This window comes from Candidatus Krumholzibacteriia bacterium, assembly GCA_035268685.1.
Taxonomy (GTDB): Bacteria; Krumholzibacteriota; Krumholzibacteriia; order JAJRXK01; family JAJRXK01; genus JAJRXK01.
Window position 1 is genome coordinate 1 of sequence record DATFKK010000101.1, and the last position, 16,029, is coordinate 16,029.

General features: G+C 68.2%; 10 protein-coding genes. 6 read left to right on the forward strand and 4 right to left on the reverse strand.

All coding sequences use genetic code 11. The features are described 5' to 3' along the window. Nucleotides 1-474 precede the first annotated feature (474 nt). The 3 genes from VKA86_09795 to VKA86_09805 all read right to left on the reverse strand — a co-directional run bounded on the left by VKA86_09795 (nucleotide 475) and on the right by VKA86_09805 (nucleotide 5,552). The gene (locus VKA86_09795; GenBank protein HKK71498.1) at nucleotides 475-924 is read right to left on the reverse strand and encodes a hypothetical protein; all 450 of its coding nucleotides are present in this window, start codon (nucleotides 922-924) and stop codon (nucleotides 475-477) included. A gap of 383 nt (nucleotides 925-1,307) precedes the next feature. Then, on the reverse strand, nucleotides 1,308-3,476 hold the full coding sequence (katG, locus tag VKA86_09800; protein ID HKK71499.1) for a catalase/peroxidase HPI: 2,169 nt from the start codon (nucleotides 3,474-3,476) through the stop codon (nucleotides 1,308-1,310). Nucleotides 3,477-3,992: 516 nt separating this feature from the next. After that, complete coding sequence (locus VKA86_09805) at nucleotides 3,993-5,552, reverse strand: sugar porter family MFS transporter (protein ID HKK71500.1); 1,560 nt, start codon at nucleotides 5,550-5,552, stop codon at nucleotides 3,993-3,995. Between the two features lie 350 nt (nucleotides 5,553-5,902). Here VKA86_09805 and VKA86_09810 point away from each other — a divergent pair, with 350 nt between their 5' ends. Then, the gene (locus VKA86_09810; GenBank protein ID HKK71501.1) at nucleotides 5,903-7,075 is read left to right on the forward strand and encodes a hypothetical protein; all 1,173 of its coding nucleotides are present in this window, start codon (nucleotides 5,903-5,905) and stop codon (nucleotides 7,073-7,075) included. A 150-nt stretch (nucleotides 7,076-7,225) separates the two neighbouring features. After that, complete coding sequence (locus tag VKA86_09815) at nucleotides 7,226-7,357, forward strand: hypothetical protein (GenBank protein HKK71502.1); 132 nt, start codon at nucleotides 7,226-7,228, stop codon at nucleotides 7,355-7,357. 790 nt (nucleotides 7,358-8,147) lie between these two features. Here VKA86_09815 and VKA86_09820 read toward each other — a convergent pair. Continuing rightward, a complete protein-coding gene (locus VKA86_09820) occupies nucleotides 8,148-8,492 on the reverse strand; it encodes a hypothetical protein (protein HKK71503.1) in 345 nt (114 codons plus the stop codon). Between the two features lie 178 nt (nucleotides 8,493-8,670). On the opposite strand from VKA86_09820, the gene VKA86_09825 reads away from it, so the two are divergent. The 4 genes from VKA86_09825 to purL all read left to right on the forward strand — a co-directional run bounded on the left by VKA86_09825 (nucleotide 8,671) and on the right by purL (nucleotide 15,904). Next, complete coding sequence (locus tag VKA86_09825; protein HKK71504.1) at nucleotides 8,671-10,551, forward strand: KUP/HAK/KT family potassium transporter; 1,881 nt, start codon at nucleotides 8,671-8,673, stop codon at nucleotides 10,549-10,551. Nucleotides 10,552-10,629: 78 nt separating this feature from the next. Further along, nucleotides 10,630-12,075 carry a flippase gene (locus VKA86_09830; GenBank protein HKK71505.1) on the forward strand — a complete coding sequence of 482 codons (1,446 nt, stop codon included), beginning with the start codon at nucleotides 10,630-10,632 and terminating at the stop codon, nucleotides 12,073-12,075. 52 nt (nucleotides 12,076-12,127) lie between these two features. Continuing rightward, a complete protein-coding gene (gene purB / locus VKA86_09835; protein HKK71506.1) occupies nucleotides 12,128-13,438 on the forward strand; it encodes an adenylosuccinate lyase in 1,311 nt (436 codons plus the stop codon). 72 nt (nucleotides 13,439-13,510) lie between these two features. After that, nucleotides 13,511-15,904 carry a phosphoribosylformylglycinamidine synthase subunit PurL gene (purL, locus tag VKA86_09840; protein HKK71507.1) on the forward strand — a complete coding sequence of 798 codons (2,394 nt, stop codon included), beginning with the start codon at nucleotides 13,511-13,513 and terminating at the stop codon, nucleotides 15,902-15,904. The last annotated feature ends 125 nt before the right edge of the window (nucleotides 15,905-16,029 follow it).

Genomic DNA, 16,029 nt, shown 5'->3' on the forward strand with positions numbered 1-16,029 from the left:
GAAGACGCCGAACCACGCGTCGGCCCCGCGCTCGAGTTCGGTGACGGCGATCGAGCGCTGCTCCTGCAGACGGCCGATCGCCGTTCCGAACAGGCCACAGCTCGCCAGGGAGAGGACGAAGCCGAGCAGGGTGACTCCACAGCCGATCTTCCACACAGCGGACTCCTCGGATACGCAGCGTCACGAGCACGCCGGCGGGCTCGTCGCGGATCGGCGAACGCGCGGGAGCCTAGGCGACGTCGGTGGGAGCGTCCAGAACTCAGGTGGTGATGGATGGTACAGCCATCAGGTGTTCTCGGAGGCGCAGGGAATCCCCGACGGCGCGGCGTACGAGCGCGCCGCGGGATCGGCGAAGAGGTCGATGCATCACCCCGCACCGGACGGCGCACGCGCTGGAACCCGGAAACGAGGAGAGCGCCCCGCGGGACGCCCTCCTCGACCGCGGGCCCGACGGCCCGCCCAGGTACACCGTGATCAGAAGCGCGCCTTCACCTGACCGAAGCTACTGTTCGCGCCGTCCACCGGATCCTGTGAAGGATTGAGGATCAGGCAGCCGTCGGGGTAGTTGCCGGCGTCGTTGGGGGCCGGACTCAAGACGAACGCCTGATCCGAGCAATCGACATAACCCGGACCCGCCGAATCGAACGAACTCGGCGATGATGGGCCGATGCACACTGCCGCGTCCGACGGCACCTCGGCGACGGCGACCAGGGTCAGGGTCACGAGGACCGTCGCCCCCGCATCATCCGCGATGCATCCGCCCGCCCCCACGATGAAGTTCGAAGCGTCCGGATCGCCGATGGGAAACGGCGCAGGCCCGGCCAGCTCGTAGGATGACTGCGCGACGTTGGCCGCACCGAGACCCGACACGCTGAACTCGTACGCCGAGACGCCGTCGGGGACGCCGAGTGCGACGACATACACTTGAGTGCCCCGGCCGAATTCGAGGTCGATCGTGGAGTCGGTTCCGGCGGTGTCGGCGAACAGGCCGATCTCACCGGCGTCCTGACTTCCCCGGAAGATCGCGGCGAGTTCTCCGTGGAGCTCGACTACGGGTGGTCGGGGTCCATCCGGCCGCGTTTACCGATGATGGTCGTCTAGCCCCGGGAACTGGTGATCGACTTCCTCCGGGAGGACAGCAGACAGGACGTCACCGTGACGCAGACGAGTCTGGAACTCGCTCGAGTACAGGAGCTCGTCCTGATCGGAGCGGGAGCGGTCGAAACGAGAAGAAGACGCCCGGGAGCCCCCGGGCGTCTTCGAAGAAACGAGACCGTGGTCGACGAGTACCCGCTCCCGCAGTGGCCTCATTCGACGTCGAAGCGATCCGCGTTCATCACCTTGTTCCAGGCCCTGACGAAGTCCGCCACGAACTTCTCCTCGTTGTCGTCCTGCGCGTACAGCTCGGAGTAGGCACGCAGGATGGAGTTCGAGCCGAGCACCAGGTCGACACGGGTGGCCGTGAACTGCGTCTTCCCGGTCTTGCGGTCCACGATGTCGTACGAGTTCTTGCCGGTGGGTTCCCAGCGGTAGCCCATGTCGGTCAGGTTGACGAAGAAATCGTTGGTCAGCTGACCGACGCGCTCGGTGAACACGCCGTGCCGGGTGCCCCCGTGGTTGGTGCCCAGCACGCGCATGCCGCCGATCAGCACGGTCATCTCCGGCGCGGTCAGACCCAGCAGCTGGGCACGGTCGAGGAGCATCTCCTCCGGTTTGACCACGTAGTCCTTCTTCTGCCAGTTACGGAAGCCATCCGCCAACGGCTCGAGCGGCTCGAAGGAGTCGACGTCGGTCATCTCGTCGCTGGCGTCGCCGCGCCCCTTCAGGAAGGGAACGTGGACGTCGTGGCCGGCGGCCCGGGCGGCCTGCTCGATGCCCAGGTTGCCACCGAGCACGATGACGTCGGCGATGCTGGCGCCGGTCTCGGAGGAGATCGCTTCGTAGACCTTCAGCACCCGGGCCAGACGCTCGGGCTCGTTGCCCTCCCAGTCCTTCTGCGGAGCCAGACGGATGCGCGACCCGTTGGCGCCGCCGCGCATGTCGGAGCCGCGGAACGTGCGGGCGCTGTCCCAGGCGGTGCAGACGAGCTCGCCGATCGAGAGGCCGGCCTCGGCGATCTTCTCCTTGACGACTTCCTCGACGTAGTTCGTATCGCCCTGAGGGATCGGATCCTGCCAGATCAGGTCCTCGGCCGGCACGTCCGGACCGATGTAGCGCGACTTGGGGCCCATGTCGCGATGCGTCAGCTTGAACCACGCCCGGGCGAAGCAGTCCTCGAAGTACTCCGGATCGGCCATGAACTTCTCGCAGATGGCCCGGTAGGTCGGGTCGACCTTCATCGCCATGTCCGCATCGGTCATGATCGGGTTGTGCCGGACGGACGGGTCGGTCGCGTCGACCGGCTTGTCCTCTTCGGCGATGTCGATCGGCTCCCACTGCCAGGCGCCGGCCGGGCTCTTCTTCAGCTCCCACTCGTGGCCGAACAGAAGATCGAAATAGCCCATGTCGAACTGCGTGGGATTGGTGGTCCACGCGCCCTCGAGGCCCGAGGTCACGGCGTTGGCCGCCTTGCCATCCATGTTCGGGTTGTGCCACCCGAAGCCCTGTGCCTCGACGTCGGCGGCCTCGGGCTCCGGTCCCAGTGCCTCGGCGTCGCCGTTACCGTGGGTCTTGCCGACGGTGTGACCGCCGGCGGTCAGGGCCGCGGTCTCCTCGTCGTTCATGGCCATGCGCGCGAAGGTCGCACGCACCTGCTCGGCGGTCTTCTGGGGATCGGGCTTGCCGTTCACCCCTTCGGGGTTCACGTAGATCAGACCCATCTGCACCGCTGCCAGCGGGTTCTCCATGGTGTCCGGCTTGTCGACGTTCTCGTACCGGCTGTCCGACGGTGCCAGCCACTCCTTCTCTGCGCCCCAGTAGATGTCCTTCTCGGGGTGCCAGATGTCTTCGCGGCCGTAGGAGAACCCGAAGGTCTCGAAGCCCATCGACTCGTAGGCGACGTTGCCGGCCAGGATGAACAGGTCGGCCCAGCTGACCTTGTTGCCGTACTTCTTCTTGAGCGGCCACAACAGGCGACGCGCCTTGTCCAGGTTGCCGTTGTCCGGCCAGGAATTGATGGGAGCGAAGCGCTGGTTGCCGGTGCCGCCGCCACCACGGCCGTCGGCGATGCGGTAGGTGCCCGCAGCGTGCCACGCCAGGCGGATCATCAGGCCGCCGTAGTGGCCCCAGTCGGCCGGCCACCAGTCCTGGCTGTCGGTCATCAGCGCGTGCATGTCGCGCTCGAGGGCTTCGTGGTCGAGCTTCTTGACCTCCTCGCGGTAGTCGAAGTCCTCGCCCATCGGGTCGGTCTTGCGATCGTGCTGGTGGAGGATGTCCAGGTTCAGGGACTCCGGCCACCAGGCGACCACATCGGCCTTCTCCTGTGTGTTGGACCCGTGCATCACTGGGCACTTGCCTGTGCTCTGCTGATCACCCACGTGCGCTTCCTTCCTGTTTTCGGTGGGGAGCCGTCCACTCCTCCGAGAACGGCGGACCGCCCGGGTAGAGTTCCGCCCGGCCGACCCGGGGCACCGATCTCGCTCACCGGACGACCCGCGCCCCCGCGTTTCCTACGCGCCCTCCCCATGTGTACGAAAAAAGGTGCCGGACTGCCGACCGGCAGCGACGAGAGGCGGGGGTCGGGAGGCGTCCGCAGACGACCCGCGCCGAACTCGAGAGCGAAGCCGGTCCCAGAGATCGCGGAACCCACTACGCTCGGCATGATCGGTCACGAAGTAGTCCAGACCGAGACTCTCGAGCGGACCGAGGAAGACTGCCTGCAGATCGATCCCGTCGGCCACGCATCGCCTCCCGCACGGCTTCTTCGATCCGAGCGTCCGTCCGATCGGGATGCGTGGACCGCAGCGACGCTACGAGAAACGCTGACGATTCGTCCATGGCCTGATGTCGAGCGCGGATCGATGCATCGATCCCCACCAACCGTTCCGTGGCCGCTATCCCCCGCGCAATTCCGCTTCCAGTTCTTCCAGCGTCTTGTTCTTGGTCTCCGGCACCAACCAGAGGACCAGCGCGAAGAACAACAGCGCGAACAGGGCATAGCCCAGAAAGGTATTGGCCGCGCCGGTGTTGTTCAGTTGCCAGGGGAAGATGAACTGCACGCCGAAACTCACCGCGCTGTTCACCGTGCCGGTCACGGCCATGGCGACGCCACGCACCCGATTGGGAAAGATCTCGGGCAGCATCACCCACATCACGGGCCCCAGGGACACGGCGAACGATGCGACGAAGGCGAGGATGCCGATCAGGACCAGTACGGGATCGATCGCGATGGCCGACTGGATCAAGTCGCTCTGCAGGCGACGGGTCTCCTCGGCGCCGATCGCCTCCACGAGGGCCTGCTTGAAGAGCACGTCGTTGTCGTAGTCCACACCCAGCATCGGCTGCAGCTGGGCGGCGACGTCCTGGTTCTCGAGCTGCGCCACCGCGTCCGGCTCCAGCCGATACTCCGCCTGGTGGAAACTCCAGCTGCAGAGCAGCATGCTGAACAGGATGCCGCCGAGCCCGATCAGGAGGAGCGGTTTGCGCCCCATCCGGTCGATGAGCACCATCGACACCAACGTGAAGATCACGTTGACGACGCCCACCACCACGGCCTGCGCGAACGCCGCGTTGGTCCCGATGCCGCTCTGTTCGAAGATGCTCGGGGCATAGAAGAAGACCACGTTGATGCCGGTGATCTGTTGCCCCACCGCCAGCACCAGTCCGACCACCAGCGACATGCGGAGCGTCGGGCCGAACACGGTGCGGATCCGGGCACCGAGAGACGGTGCATCGCCGTGAGAGCTCTCGATGATGTCGGCGACTTCCTCGTCCAGTGACTTGTCCAGGGTGAGGTGCTGCAGAACGGCGCGACCGCGCTCCTCGTGGCCATTGATGATCAGCCAGCGGGGGCTCTCGGGCACGAAGAAGAGGGCGATCAACCACAGTCCGGCGGGCAGGATCTCGAGCCCGAGCATCCAGCGCCAGGTGTTGTCGACGATGCCCAACTCGCTCGCCCACGTCGCTCCGCTCTCGGCCGCTCCCAGCAGGAAATAGTTGGCGAAGTACGCCGCCGAGAATCCGAGAACGATGTTGAGCTGGTTGAAGGAGACCAGCCGTCCACGGTGCTTGGCCGGGGCGACCTCGGAGATGTACATGGGAGCCAGCGCCAGCGAGGCGAACGCCATCCCGCCCAGGAACCTGGCCGCCACCAGCATTTCGAAGGACTGGGCCAGGGCCGACGACACGGCGGACACCAGGTAGAGCGCCGCGACGATCCGCAACATCGTTCGTCGCCCGTACAGGTCGCTGAGCGGGCCGGCGGCGAGTGCGGTGAGGATGCCGCCCAGCGTGGGCGCGCCCACCACGAGGCCGAGCTGGAAATCGCTGAGATCGAACTCCGCGGTGACGAACCGGATCGCCCCCGAAATGACGGACGCGTCGAAGCCGAAGATGAACCCGCCCAGCGAGATGACCAGGGCGAGGCGGATGGTGTGGGCCGTGGATCTCTGCATTTCTCGATTCCGTCGACGGGAGGACCGAGGCCGGAGTGTAGGGCCTTCTGGCGGTTTCCGCACGTGGACGGAGCTCCGATTCGACACGACAGACACATGGAACGGGTTGATCCGCGGTAGCGTCCATCTTGCCCTGGGCTTGGTGGTTGGAGTGGCCACGGCGTCGGGAGGCGCGGTATCATCCGAGCCACTGGGCATCGGATCACGCGCTCGAGAGTGAGGAGTCGCGCATGAGACGTATGCTGGCCTTTGCGTTCGCATTCTCCTTGTTTCCTGCGCTCGCGACCGCGGATGGCTGTCCTTTCTGGCCGAAGCATCGCGAGGTGGACGTTCCGGCATCAGGATTCGTCGTGCTCGGATGGAACGCCACGCCCTCGACATGTGACCACGACACGTTGGGCCGGTGGGTCAAGGAGAGTGGTCCGGACCACGATCTCTTCTTGCACCTCGACGGGCCGCACGGCAGCCATCGAGACTGGACGGTCCACGTGGGCATCGGGCCGACCGGGTCCGAAGCGCCAGAGCGTGGTGTCTCCTTCGAGTCGAGTACCGTGGCGTGGGGCACGAGCGCCGACTTCCGGGGAGTGCGCCTGCCGTGGCTCGAGGACGTCGACGGCGACGGTCGCGTCGAGGTCATCGTGTGGGACAGCGTTTCGGTTCTCTCAGGTGACGACGAGACGCCACCGCAGTTCCCCGCCGCCCTCGTGGGCTGGGCCTACGAGATCACGACGGACGCGCGACTCGTGAGCGATTGGCCGGCCACTCGACGGACCATGGTCGACATCTCCGATGTGTACCGGAGAACGGCGCGCTCCCCCGACGCGCGCCACTCGTATGGATACGCGGCGCGGTTCGCGCGGCGCCTCGACGAATTCTCTCGCGGTCGCTGCTGTCCCGGGCATGCCGAGGTCTTCCGTTCCGCGAGCGACTACGCCGTGGCCGTGTCCGATGTCGACGAGCGGCGCGCGGAGTTGGCAGAGGTCGAGCGCGATGAGGCGACCTTCGAGAAAGCGGGGACCCTGCTTTGCAAGTCGATCGTCGACCGGTTGGCGCCCTTCTGGTACGGCACGCCCTGGTCGTATTCCGGGACCACGCAGGTGCCGGGTGAAGGCACGATCGCGTGCGGCTATTTCGTCACCACGTTGTTGCGCGACGCGGGCTTCGACATCCCGCGTGTGCGATGGGCGCAGGAAGCGTCGGAGACGATGATTCGTGCGCTCGTGGCGCCGCATCAAGTCCGCCGCTTCTCGCAGGTGCCGTTCGAGGACTTCCTCGCGGCCGTCGAGGAGTGGGGGACGGGGCTCTACCTGGTCGGGCTCGACAACCACGTGGCGTTCCTGGCGGTCGATGCACGAGGGGTGCGCATGCTCCACAGCTCGTTCGTTGCGCCCACGTGTGCGGTCGACGAGGATGCAGCCACGTCGTCGGTGCTGGCGAACTCGCGGTATCGCGTGGTGGGAAAGCTCACGGAGGATCGCCAGCTGCTTGCGGCGTGGCTGGACGGAGTCGCGGTCGCGGACTGAGGGGCGCTGGCGAGTCTTCTGGTCCACGTCGACGGCTGGTCGTCCTGGCACGAGGAAAGTGTCACGAGCCAGCTCGCGAATCGTGCGGAAGCCACCACCTACCGTGAACCGAAGAACGCCTGGTCGAAGGAATCGAAGAGCTTCGACTGGTTGGTCGACAATGCAGCGGTGCCACGTGACCTGACGCAACTCGAGTTCGTGACGGGCGCGCCGGAACCAGAAGACTTCGTGCGCATCGTGACCGCCGTACTGGAATTCTTCGATGTGATCGATCACGATTGAGGAGAGTGGCGTCATGACGGCACAGATTCCGGAAACCTTGATCCTCGACGGCGAGGCCGTCGCCATGACTTGTTGTCCCGGGATTCCCGAGGACCACCCTCGGATCGTAGCGAGACACGGGAGAGGCCGAGAGCATTCCGGGCCCGAAGAGGCCTTCATCGTGACCACGGCATGCTGGCGCGGGTACCGCGGAACCTGGGAGATCACCGACGGCGGGCTGTACCTCGTCGGACTCGTCGGACGAATACGAGGAGGAGATCCTCATCGAAGTCGAGAAAGGGTGCGTGGTCGGCGAGCGATCGGTCGACAACCGCGGGAAGCAGTACGATCTTCACGCTCGGGCCCTGGACAACCTCCCTGGCGGTGAAAGCGATGCGAGCGGAGGCCTGGCCCATCGCCGATGGAAGCCACCAGGCGAGGGTCGTGATTGATCTCGTAATGGCGGCGGCAGACCTTCCTGGTCGCACCCGACAGACCGATCGTCTCCGGGCGTTGTCTCTCGGTGAAGCCATATCCTCGATATGCCGGGATTCGGATCGTCAGCCGCCAACGGATGACAACAGCGAATGTCAGCCCCCAGGGACTGACATTTGGCTTCGTCAGCCCGAGCCGACTGACGACCTCCCGCCCAGCCTTTTCGAATGTATTCGTACGCCGCCCGAGCGTGCACTCGACTTCGAGCCCAGAGCTGCGACCGAATCTTCCCGGACGTCGCAGGGACCCGCTGGTCGAGTGCCGGCTCCACCGCGGAACATCCCCAACCGTCACCGCGCCCTGACGCCCACGGCCGTCACTCCTCCCGCTCGTCCATCATCCGCTGCAGCTGGTCGAGCTCGCCCTGCACTTCCTGCTTCCAGGCGTTCCAGGTCTCCTGGGTCTGCGACTCGGCCTCGTGCATCCGCCGGCGCATGCGGTCGCGGGCCTCCTCGAGGCGGGCGGTGCGCTCGTCGGAGTGCATGCCTCCGTGGCCGTCGCCGCCGTGCATGGAGTCGATCTCCATCTCGACCTGTTCCACGCGCTGTTGCATGGACTCCATCATCCGTTCGCGTTCCTCTTGCCAGCTGCCGTCGTCGTCGCCGCCACAGCCGATCGTGAACACGAGCGCGAGTGCGAGGATCGTGGGAAGGATGCGCATGACGTGCCTCCGGGATGGGTGGGCGGTCTCCAGGACCGGGTGCACCGACGGTGACGCCTGCGGCACGCGACGGGCATGGGTGGAATCCCGAGCCGGGGATCGGTGAGGGGGTGATTCCCCACCTCGGCGGGCCGTGCGGGCGGTGGCCAGACGCACCGGGGGCAGGCATCATGGATCCATGCAGCGCGCGAAGGGACAACGCGGCCGCTGGGCCTTCCTGTCGTTGGCGGCACTGGGCGTCGTGTACGGCGACATCGGTACGAGTCCGCTGTACGCGGTGCGCGAGTGCTTCTACGGGCACTACGGGGTGGAGCCGGTCGAGGCGAACGTGCTGGGCGTGCTGTCGCTGGTGACGTGGTCGCTGCTGTTCGTCATCTCGCTCAAGTATCTGGTGTTCGTGCTGCGCGCCGACTACGACGGCGAGGGTGGAATCCTGGCCCTCATGGAACTGGTGTTGCGCCGCAGCGAGGGGCGCGGCCGGAGCTGGATCCTGATGCTCGGAATCTTCGGGGCGTCGTTGCTGTACGGCGACGGCATCATCACCCCGGCGATCTCGGTCCTGAGCGCCGTCGAGGGGCTGGAGGTGGTCACGCCGGGGCTCGGCGTGTGGGTGGTTCCCATCACGGTGGGCATCCTGGTGGCGCTGTTCGCGGTGCAGCGCACGGGGACGGCCGGCGTGGGGCGGTGGTTCGGGCCGATCATGCTGGTGTGGTTCGCCACCCTGGCCGCGCTGGGCGTGGCGTCGGTGCTCGACGAACCCGGGGTGCTGCGCGGGCTGGATCCGCGCCACGGAGTGCAGTTCCTCGTCGCGAACGGCATGACCGGCCTCACCATCCTCGGCATCGTCTTCCTGGTGGTGACCGGCGGCGAGGCGCTCTACGCCGACCTGGGGCACTTCGGGACCTTTCCGATCCGTCTGAGCTGGCACCTGGTCGTGCTGCCGTCGTTGTTGCTGAACTACTTCGGGCAGGGCGCGCTGATCCTCGGTGGGGGCGCCGAGATCCACCATCCCTTCTACCAGCTGGTCCCGGCGTGGGGAATGGGGCCGATGGTCGTGCTGGCCACCGCCGCGACGGTGATCGCGTCGCAGGCGATCATCTCGGGGGCGTTCTCGCTGTCGTACCAGGCCATGCAGCTCGGATACCTGCCACGCCTGGCGGTGCGGCACACCTCGGCCACCGAGCGCGGACAGATCTACGTGCCCAGCGTGAACTGGATGCTACTGGTGGCCACGGTGGCCCTGGTGCTGGGCTTCCGGACGTCCGGGGCGCTGGCCTCGGCCTACGGGGTGGCGATCGCCACCACCATGGTGATCACCACGCTGGTGCTCTACGCCGCGCTGCGGGGTGTGTTCGGGTGGAGGCGCAGCGCGGCCCTGGCCCTGTGCGGGTTCTTCGTCGTCTTCGACCTGGCCTACTTCGCGGCAAACATGCTCAAGTTCGCCGACGGGGGATGGGTGCCGCTGCTGGTGGCCGGCGGCGTCATGCTGCTGATGACCACCTGGCGGCGCGGGCGGGCGATCGAACGGCGCCGGATCCGCGACCTCGCGGTCGATCCCGTGCAGCACCTGGCCGACATCGGCGGCGGCGGGACCTACCGACGGGTGCCGGGGACGGCCGTCTACCTCTCGCACACCGCCACCGGAACGCCGCGGACGCTGGTCGACAACCTCGAGCACAATCACGCCCTGCACCGCCGCGTGGTGCTGTTCACCGTGCGCACGGTGCGGCGGCCGTGGACGGCCGACGACGATCGGCTGCGCGTGGAGCGGCTGCGCGACGACCTGCACCGGCTGGTCGCGCACGTGGGCTTCCTGGAACGGATCGACGTGCCCGCGCTGCTGGCCCAGGCCGACCGGGAGTTCGACCTCGACCTGGATCTCGACGGCCTGACCTACTTCGTCGGCGACGAGTTCCACGTCCCCACGCCCGAACTGGGCATGGACCAGCTCCGCTCGCACCTGTACGCCTGGCTCGCCCGCAACCAGCACCGCGTGACCCGCTTCTACCACCTGCCGGCCGACCAGGTGATCGAGCTGGGGCGCAGGGTGTCGGTCTGAGCATCCGAGCGCAGTTCCGTTGTGGTCGGCGGCGGGTCGACTGGCTATCCTGCGGCCTCCTCTCGGACGGATCGATCCATGCGCGGCACACGGGGCGTTCTGCAGAACATCGGGATCCTGGCCTTCGGTCAGGCGGCGAGCCAGGCGCTCGGCGTGGTCGCGCTCGTGTTCCTGGCGCGGCACCTGGGCACGCACTGGTTCGGGGTCGTCCAGATCGGCGTGACCTTCATGACCTACACGCTGATCGTGGCCGAGTGGGGGATGATCTCGACCGGCATCCGCGGGGTGTCGCGTCTCGACGACCAGGGCGCCGTGCGGCGCTACGTGCGCACCCACATGGGCCTGATGGCCGTGCAGGCGCTGGTGGTGCTGACGATCGGTGCGGTGGTGCTGCCGCGTCTGCCCTTCGTGCGGGAGGATCCGGTCGTCTTCTGGATCTACCTGCTGTCGGTCGTTCCCCAGGTCTTCCTGCTGAGCTGGGCCGCGGCGGGTCTGGAACGCATGACCTGGGTGGGAGCGGCGAAGATCGCGCGCGCGGGTCTGTACGCCGTGTTCGTGCTCGCCCTCTTGATCCCGCTGGAGCAGCTCACGGGACTCGCGCCGCAGCGGATCGTTCCGGCCCTGTACCTGCTCGCCCTGACCGGTGCCGCGCTGATCGTCGGCATTCCCCTCTCGCGCTGGATCGGAGGAGCGCCGCTGCCGGTGTTGCCCACGCTGGCGGAGGCGCGGGAGCGGTGGCGGCAGGCGACGCCGATCGCGGCGAGCGTGATCGTGCTGCGCGTGCTCGTGAGCATCGACCTGATCGTGCTCGGCGTGCTCGCCACGCCCGAGGTGGCGGGCAACTACGCGGCCGCGTCGCGGATCATCGCGCTGCTGGTGGTGGCGATCGAGGTGTTGTGGTCGGCGCTGCTGCCGCGCTTCAGCCGCCTGGCGAAGCTCGATCCCGCCGGCCATCGCCGCGCCTTCAACCTGTACTTCGGTTTCGTGTGCGCGGCGCTGCTGCCGGTGGCGGTGGGTGGATCCCTGGTGGCCGACGACCTGATGGCCGTGCTGTACGGGGCGCAGTTCCCCGACGCGGGACCGGTGTTCTCGGTGCTGATCGTGAGCACCAGCCTGCTGGCCCTGGGCATGTTCCTGGGCAATGCGCTGATCAGCGAGAACCGGCAGTCGCGCTACGTGCCGGCGGTGGTGGTCGGAGCGGTGGTCGCGGTGGTCGGGGCGTGGCTGCTCGTGCCGCGTCTGGGCGGAATCGGGGCCGCCTTCGGCATGGCGGCCGGACACACCCTGCTGTTCGTGGGCCTGGTCGGCACCTTCCTGCCGCGCTTCGACCGGTCCTTCGTGCGCACGATCATGGTCCTGCTCCCGGCACTGGCCGTCATGGCGGTGGTGGTGGAGCTGCTGGGTGACGCGCACGTCTTCGTGCGGGTGGTCGCCGGCGGCGTGACGTACGGCGCGCTGGCGCTGTGGCCCCTGCGTGGGCTGCTGCGGACGCATCGCACGACCGGGCCGGGATCGGCGCCCTGAGCGCTTCGGCAGCCTGGCGTGCCCCGCGCCCCTGTGCTACTTTCCGCGCCTCATGATCGAGCGGTACCAGACCCCAGAGATGGCCGGCCTGTGGGCCGACGACGGGCGCTTCGAGATCTGGCGCGACGTCGAGGTCGCCGCCTGCGAAGCCCTGGCCGAGCTGGGGGAGATCCCCGCCGAGGCCGCCCGGACGATCCGCGAGAAGGCGGGCTTCGACGTCGCCCGCATCCACGAGATCGAGGCGACGACCAATCACGACGTCATCGCCTTCCTCACCAGCATGGCCGAGCACATCGGCCCCGACTCGCGCTGGGTCCACCTGGGCATGACCAGCTCGGACCTGCTCGACACCACGCTGGCCGTGCAGTGCAAGCGGGCCGGGGAGCTGATCCTCGAGGAACTCGACCGGCTGATCACGGCGACGACCGCGCGCGCGGTCGAGCACAAGCGCACCGTGATGATCGGCCGCAGTCACGGCGTGCACGCCGAACCCACGACCTTCGGCCTGAAGCTGCTGGTGTGGGTCGACGAGCTGAAGCGTGACCGCGCGCGCCTGACCGCGGCGATCGAGCGTGTGGCGGTGGGGCAGATCAGCGGGCCGGTGGGGACCTTCGCGCACATCGCGCCCGAGGTCGAAGCCCGCGTCTGCGCGCACTTCGGCCTGGGCGTGAGTCCGGTGAGCACGCAGGTCGTCCAGCGCGATCGCCACGCCGAGTTCCTCAACGCCATCGCCCTGTGCGGGGCCACGCTCGAGACCATGGCGATCGAGGTCCGCCATCTGCAGCGCACCGAGGTGCGCGAGGCCGAGGAACCCTTCGGCAAGGGCCAGAAGGGCAGCTCGGCCATGCCGCACAAGCGCAATCCCATCCTGTGCGAGCGGCTCACCGGCATGGCGCGTCTGCTGCGCACGAACGCGCAGGCGGCGATCGAGAACGTCGCGCTCTGGCACGAGCGCGACATCAGCCACTCGAGCGTGGAGCGGGTGATCCTGCCCGACTCGACCACGCTGCTGCACTACATGCTGCGCAAGACCGTGCCCTTGATCGAAGGACTGCGCGTGTTCCCCGAGCGGATGCGCGAGAACCTGGAGTCGACGGGCGGCCTGTACCACAGCGGTGCGATCCTGCTGGCGCTCGCCCGCGAGGGGCTGACCCGCGAGGAGGCCTACCGCATCGTGCAGGCGGCGGCCATGCGCAGCTGGGAGGAGGGGCGACCCTTCGAGGAGGTCGCCCGCGCCGACGAGGAACTCGCCCGACACCTCGACGCCGACGCCCTCGACGCCTGCTTCGACCTGCAACGACACCTGCGTCACGTCGACACCATCTTCGCCCGCGTCCTCGGCGACGAGGGCGCGGCGCACTAGCACCCACGGGCGCGCGGGGGAGCGCCGGGGGCGCTCCCGACCCCCGCGCCCGCCGACCGGAGGCCCGTCCTCTTGATCGTCTCGGTTTCCGAACTCGACGACGCCGCGCTGCGCGACGCATTGCGCGAGCTGTCGATCACCATGTCGCTGAGCGAGGCGCGGAAGGTGGCCGAGCTGATCGGCCGCGATCCGACCGACACCGAGCTCACCCTCTTCGACACCATGTGGAGCGAGCACTGCTCGTACAAGAGCAGCCGCCGCGTGCTGAAGCAGCATCTGCCCACGGAGGCCGGCAACGTGATCGTGCCGGTGGGCGAGGACGCCGGCGTGATCCGCTTCGGCGAGATCGACGGCGTACGCTACGGCATCGTCGTGGCCCACGAGAGCCACAACCACCCCTCGCAGGTCATGCCCGTCGAGGGCGCGGCCACCGGGATCGGCGGCGTGGTCCGCGACGTCTACTGCATGGGTGCCGACGTGATCGGCGTGCTCGACCCGTTGCGCTTCGGCGATCCCGAGGGCGCGCAGTCCGAGCGCAGTGTCGAGATCATGCGCGAGGTCATGGAGGGCATCGCCATGTACGGCAACGCCCTCGGCGTGCCGAACCTCGGTGGCGACGTGGTCTTCGACGCCTGCTACGACGACAACTGCCTGGTGAACGTGGTGGCGATCGGTGTGGTACGCGAGGACCACATCGTGCACAGCCGCGTGCCGAAGGAGGCCGCCGACGAGCCCTACGACCTGATCCTCGTCGGCAAGCCCACCGACTGGAGCGGCATGGGCGGCGCCGCCTTCGCCAGCGCCGACCTCGACCACGCGGCCGCGCTCGACAACAAGGGCAGCGTGCAGGTCGCCGATCCCTTCCTCAAGCGCGTGCTGGTGGTGGCCAACCGCGCCGTGCTCGAGTTCTGCCGCGAGCAGGACGTGACGATCGGCTTCAAGGATCTCGGCGCGGGTGGCATCGCCTGTGTGAGCAGCGAGCTGGCCGACGCCGGCGGCTTCGGCATCGAGCTCGACCTGGCCCACGCCAACCTCGCCGAGGGCGACCTTCCCGACCGCGTGGCCGCCTGCAGCGAGACCCAGGAACGCTTCGCCCTGGCCGTGCCGCAGCGCCTGACCGACGACGTGCTGCGCATCTACAACGAGACCTACGAGATCGGCGCCATGTACGACGGCGCCGGCGCCGTGCGTCTGGGACGCATCCTGCCGCCGCAGGACGGCGAGCCCCGCATGTACCGCCTGAAGCGCGGCGACGAGGTCCTCGTGGACGTCCCGGTGGAGCTGATCACCGAGGGCATCCGCTACGACCGCCCGGCCAACCCGCGCCAGCCCGACTTCAGCGAGCATCCCCTGCTGACCGAGGGGCGCGACGTCACGGCCGTGCTGCCGCAGCTGCTCGGTAGTCCGCATCTATGCAGCCGCCGCGAGCTCTACCAGCACTACGACAGCGAGGTGCAGGGCCGCACGGCGATGAAGCCGGGCAACGCCGACGCCGGGCTGACGATTCCCGTGCCCGGACACGCCGCAGGACTGGCCGTGACCGTCGACGGCAACCCGCGCGTGGCGCGCGTGGACCCCTATCTCGGCGGTGTTCACGCAGTGGTGGAGGCGGCCCGGAACCTGGCCTGCGTGGGCGGTGTTCCAGCGGCCGTGACCGACTGCCTGAACTTCGGCAACCCCGAGAACCCCGAGGTCTTCCACGACTTCGAACTCGGGGTGCAGGGGATCGGCGACGCCTGCCGCGGCCTCGGCCGCATCGACGCCGAGGGCGAGCCGCTGCCCGTGGTGAGCGGCAACGTGAGCTTCTACAACCAGAGCAGTTCGGGCAGCGCCGTCGCGCCCTCGCCGATCGTGTGCGGCCTGGGCATCGTGAGCGACGTGGGACGCAGCCGCAGCCTGTCGCTGAAGACCGCGGGCAATCCGATCTTTCGCGTGGGTGCGTTCACGCCCGAACTCGGGGGCAGCGTGGTGGCCCACGTTCTCGATCCCGACTGGCGCGGGGCGCCGCCACCGGTGGACTTCGAGGCGCTGCGCGCCGAGATCCGCACCGTGCTCGAGGCCTACCACCAGCAGTGGGCGCAGGCGATCCACGACGTGAGCGAGGGTGGCACCGTGGTCGCGGTCGCCGAGATGGCCCTCGGACCCAACGGCGATCTGCGGCGCGGCGCGCGGATCGACCTGGGTGCCTTCGCCGGAGCCCACGGGGACTTCGCCGCCGCCTTCGGCGAGAGCGGCGCCTTCCTGGTGGAGGTCGACGCCGATTCCGCCGCGGCCTTCGAAGAGGCCGTCGCGCGGCACGGGGCCTCGTTCGCGCGGATCGGCGAGGTGACCGACGAATCCACGCTGCGGGTCGACGGCCTGCAGCAGGGCGGCGTCATGTGGTCGCTCGACGAGCTCGCCGACGTGCGCGAGCTCACCATGCCGCGGCTCTTGAACCGCCGTGCGGACGAAGGAGGTGCGGCGTGAGCGACATCCGGATCGGCGTCCTGCAGTTCCCCGGTCTGAACTGCGAGGACGAGACCGTGCGCGCCCTGGGGTTCGCGGGTCTGACCGGCGAGATCGTCCGCTGGAACGAACCGGGCAGCCGCCTG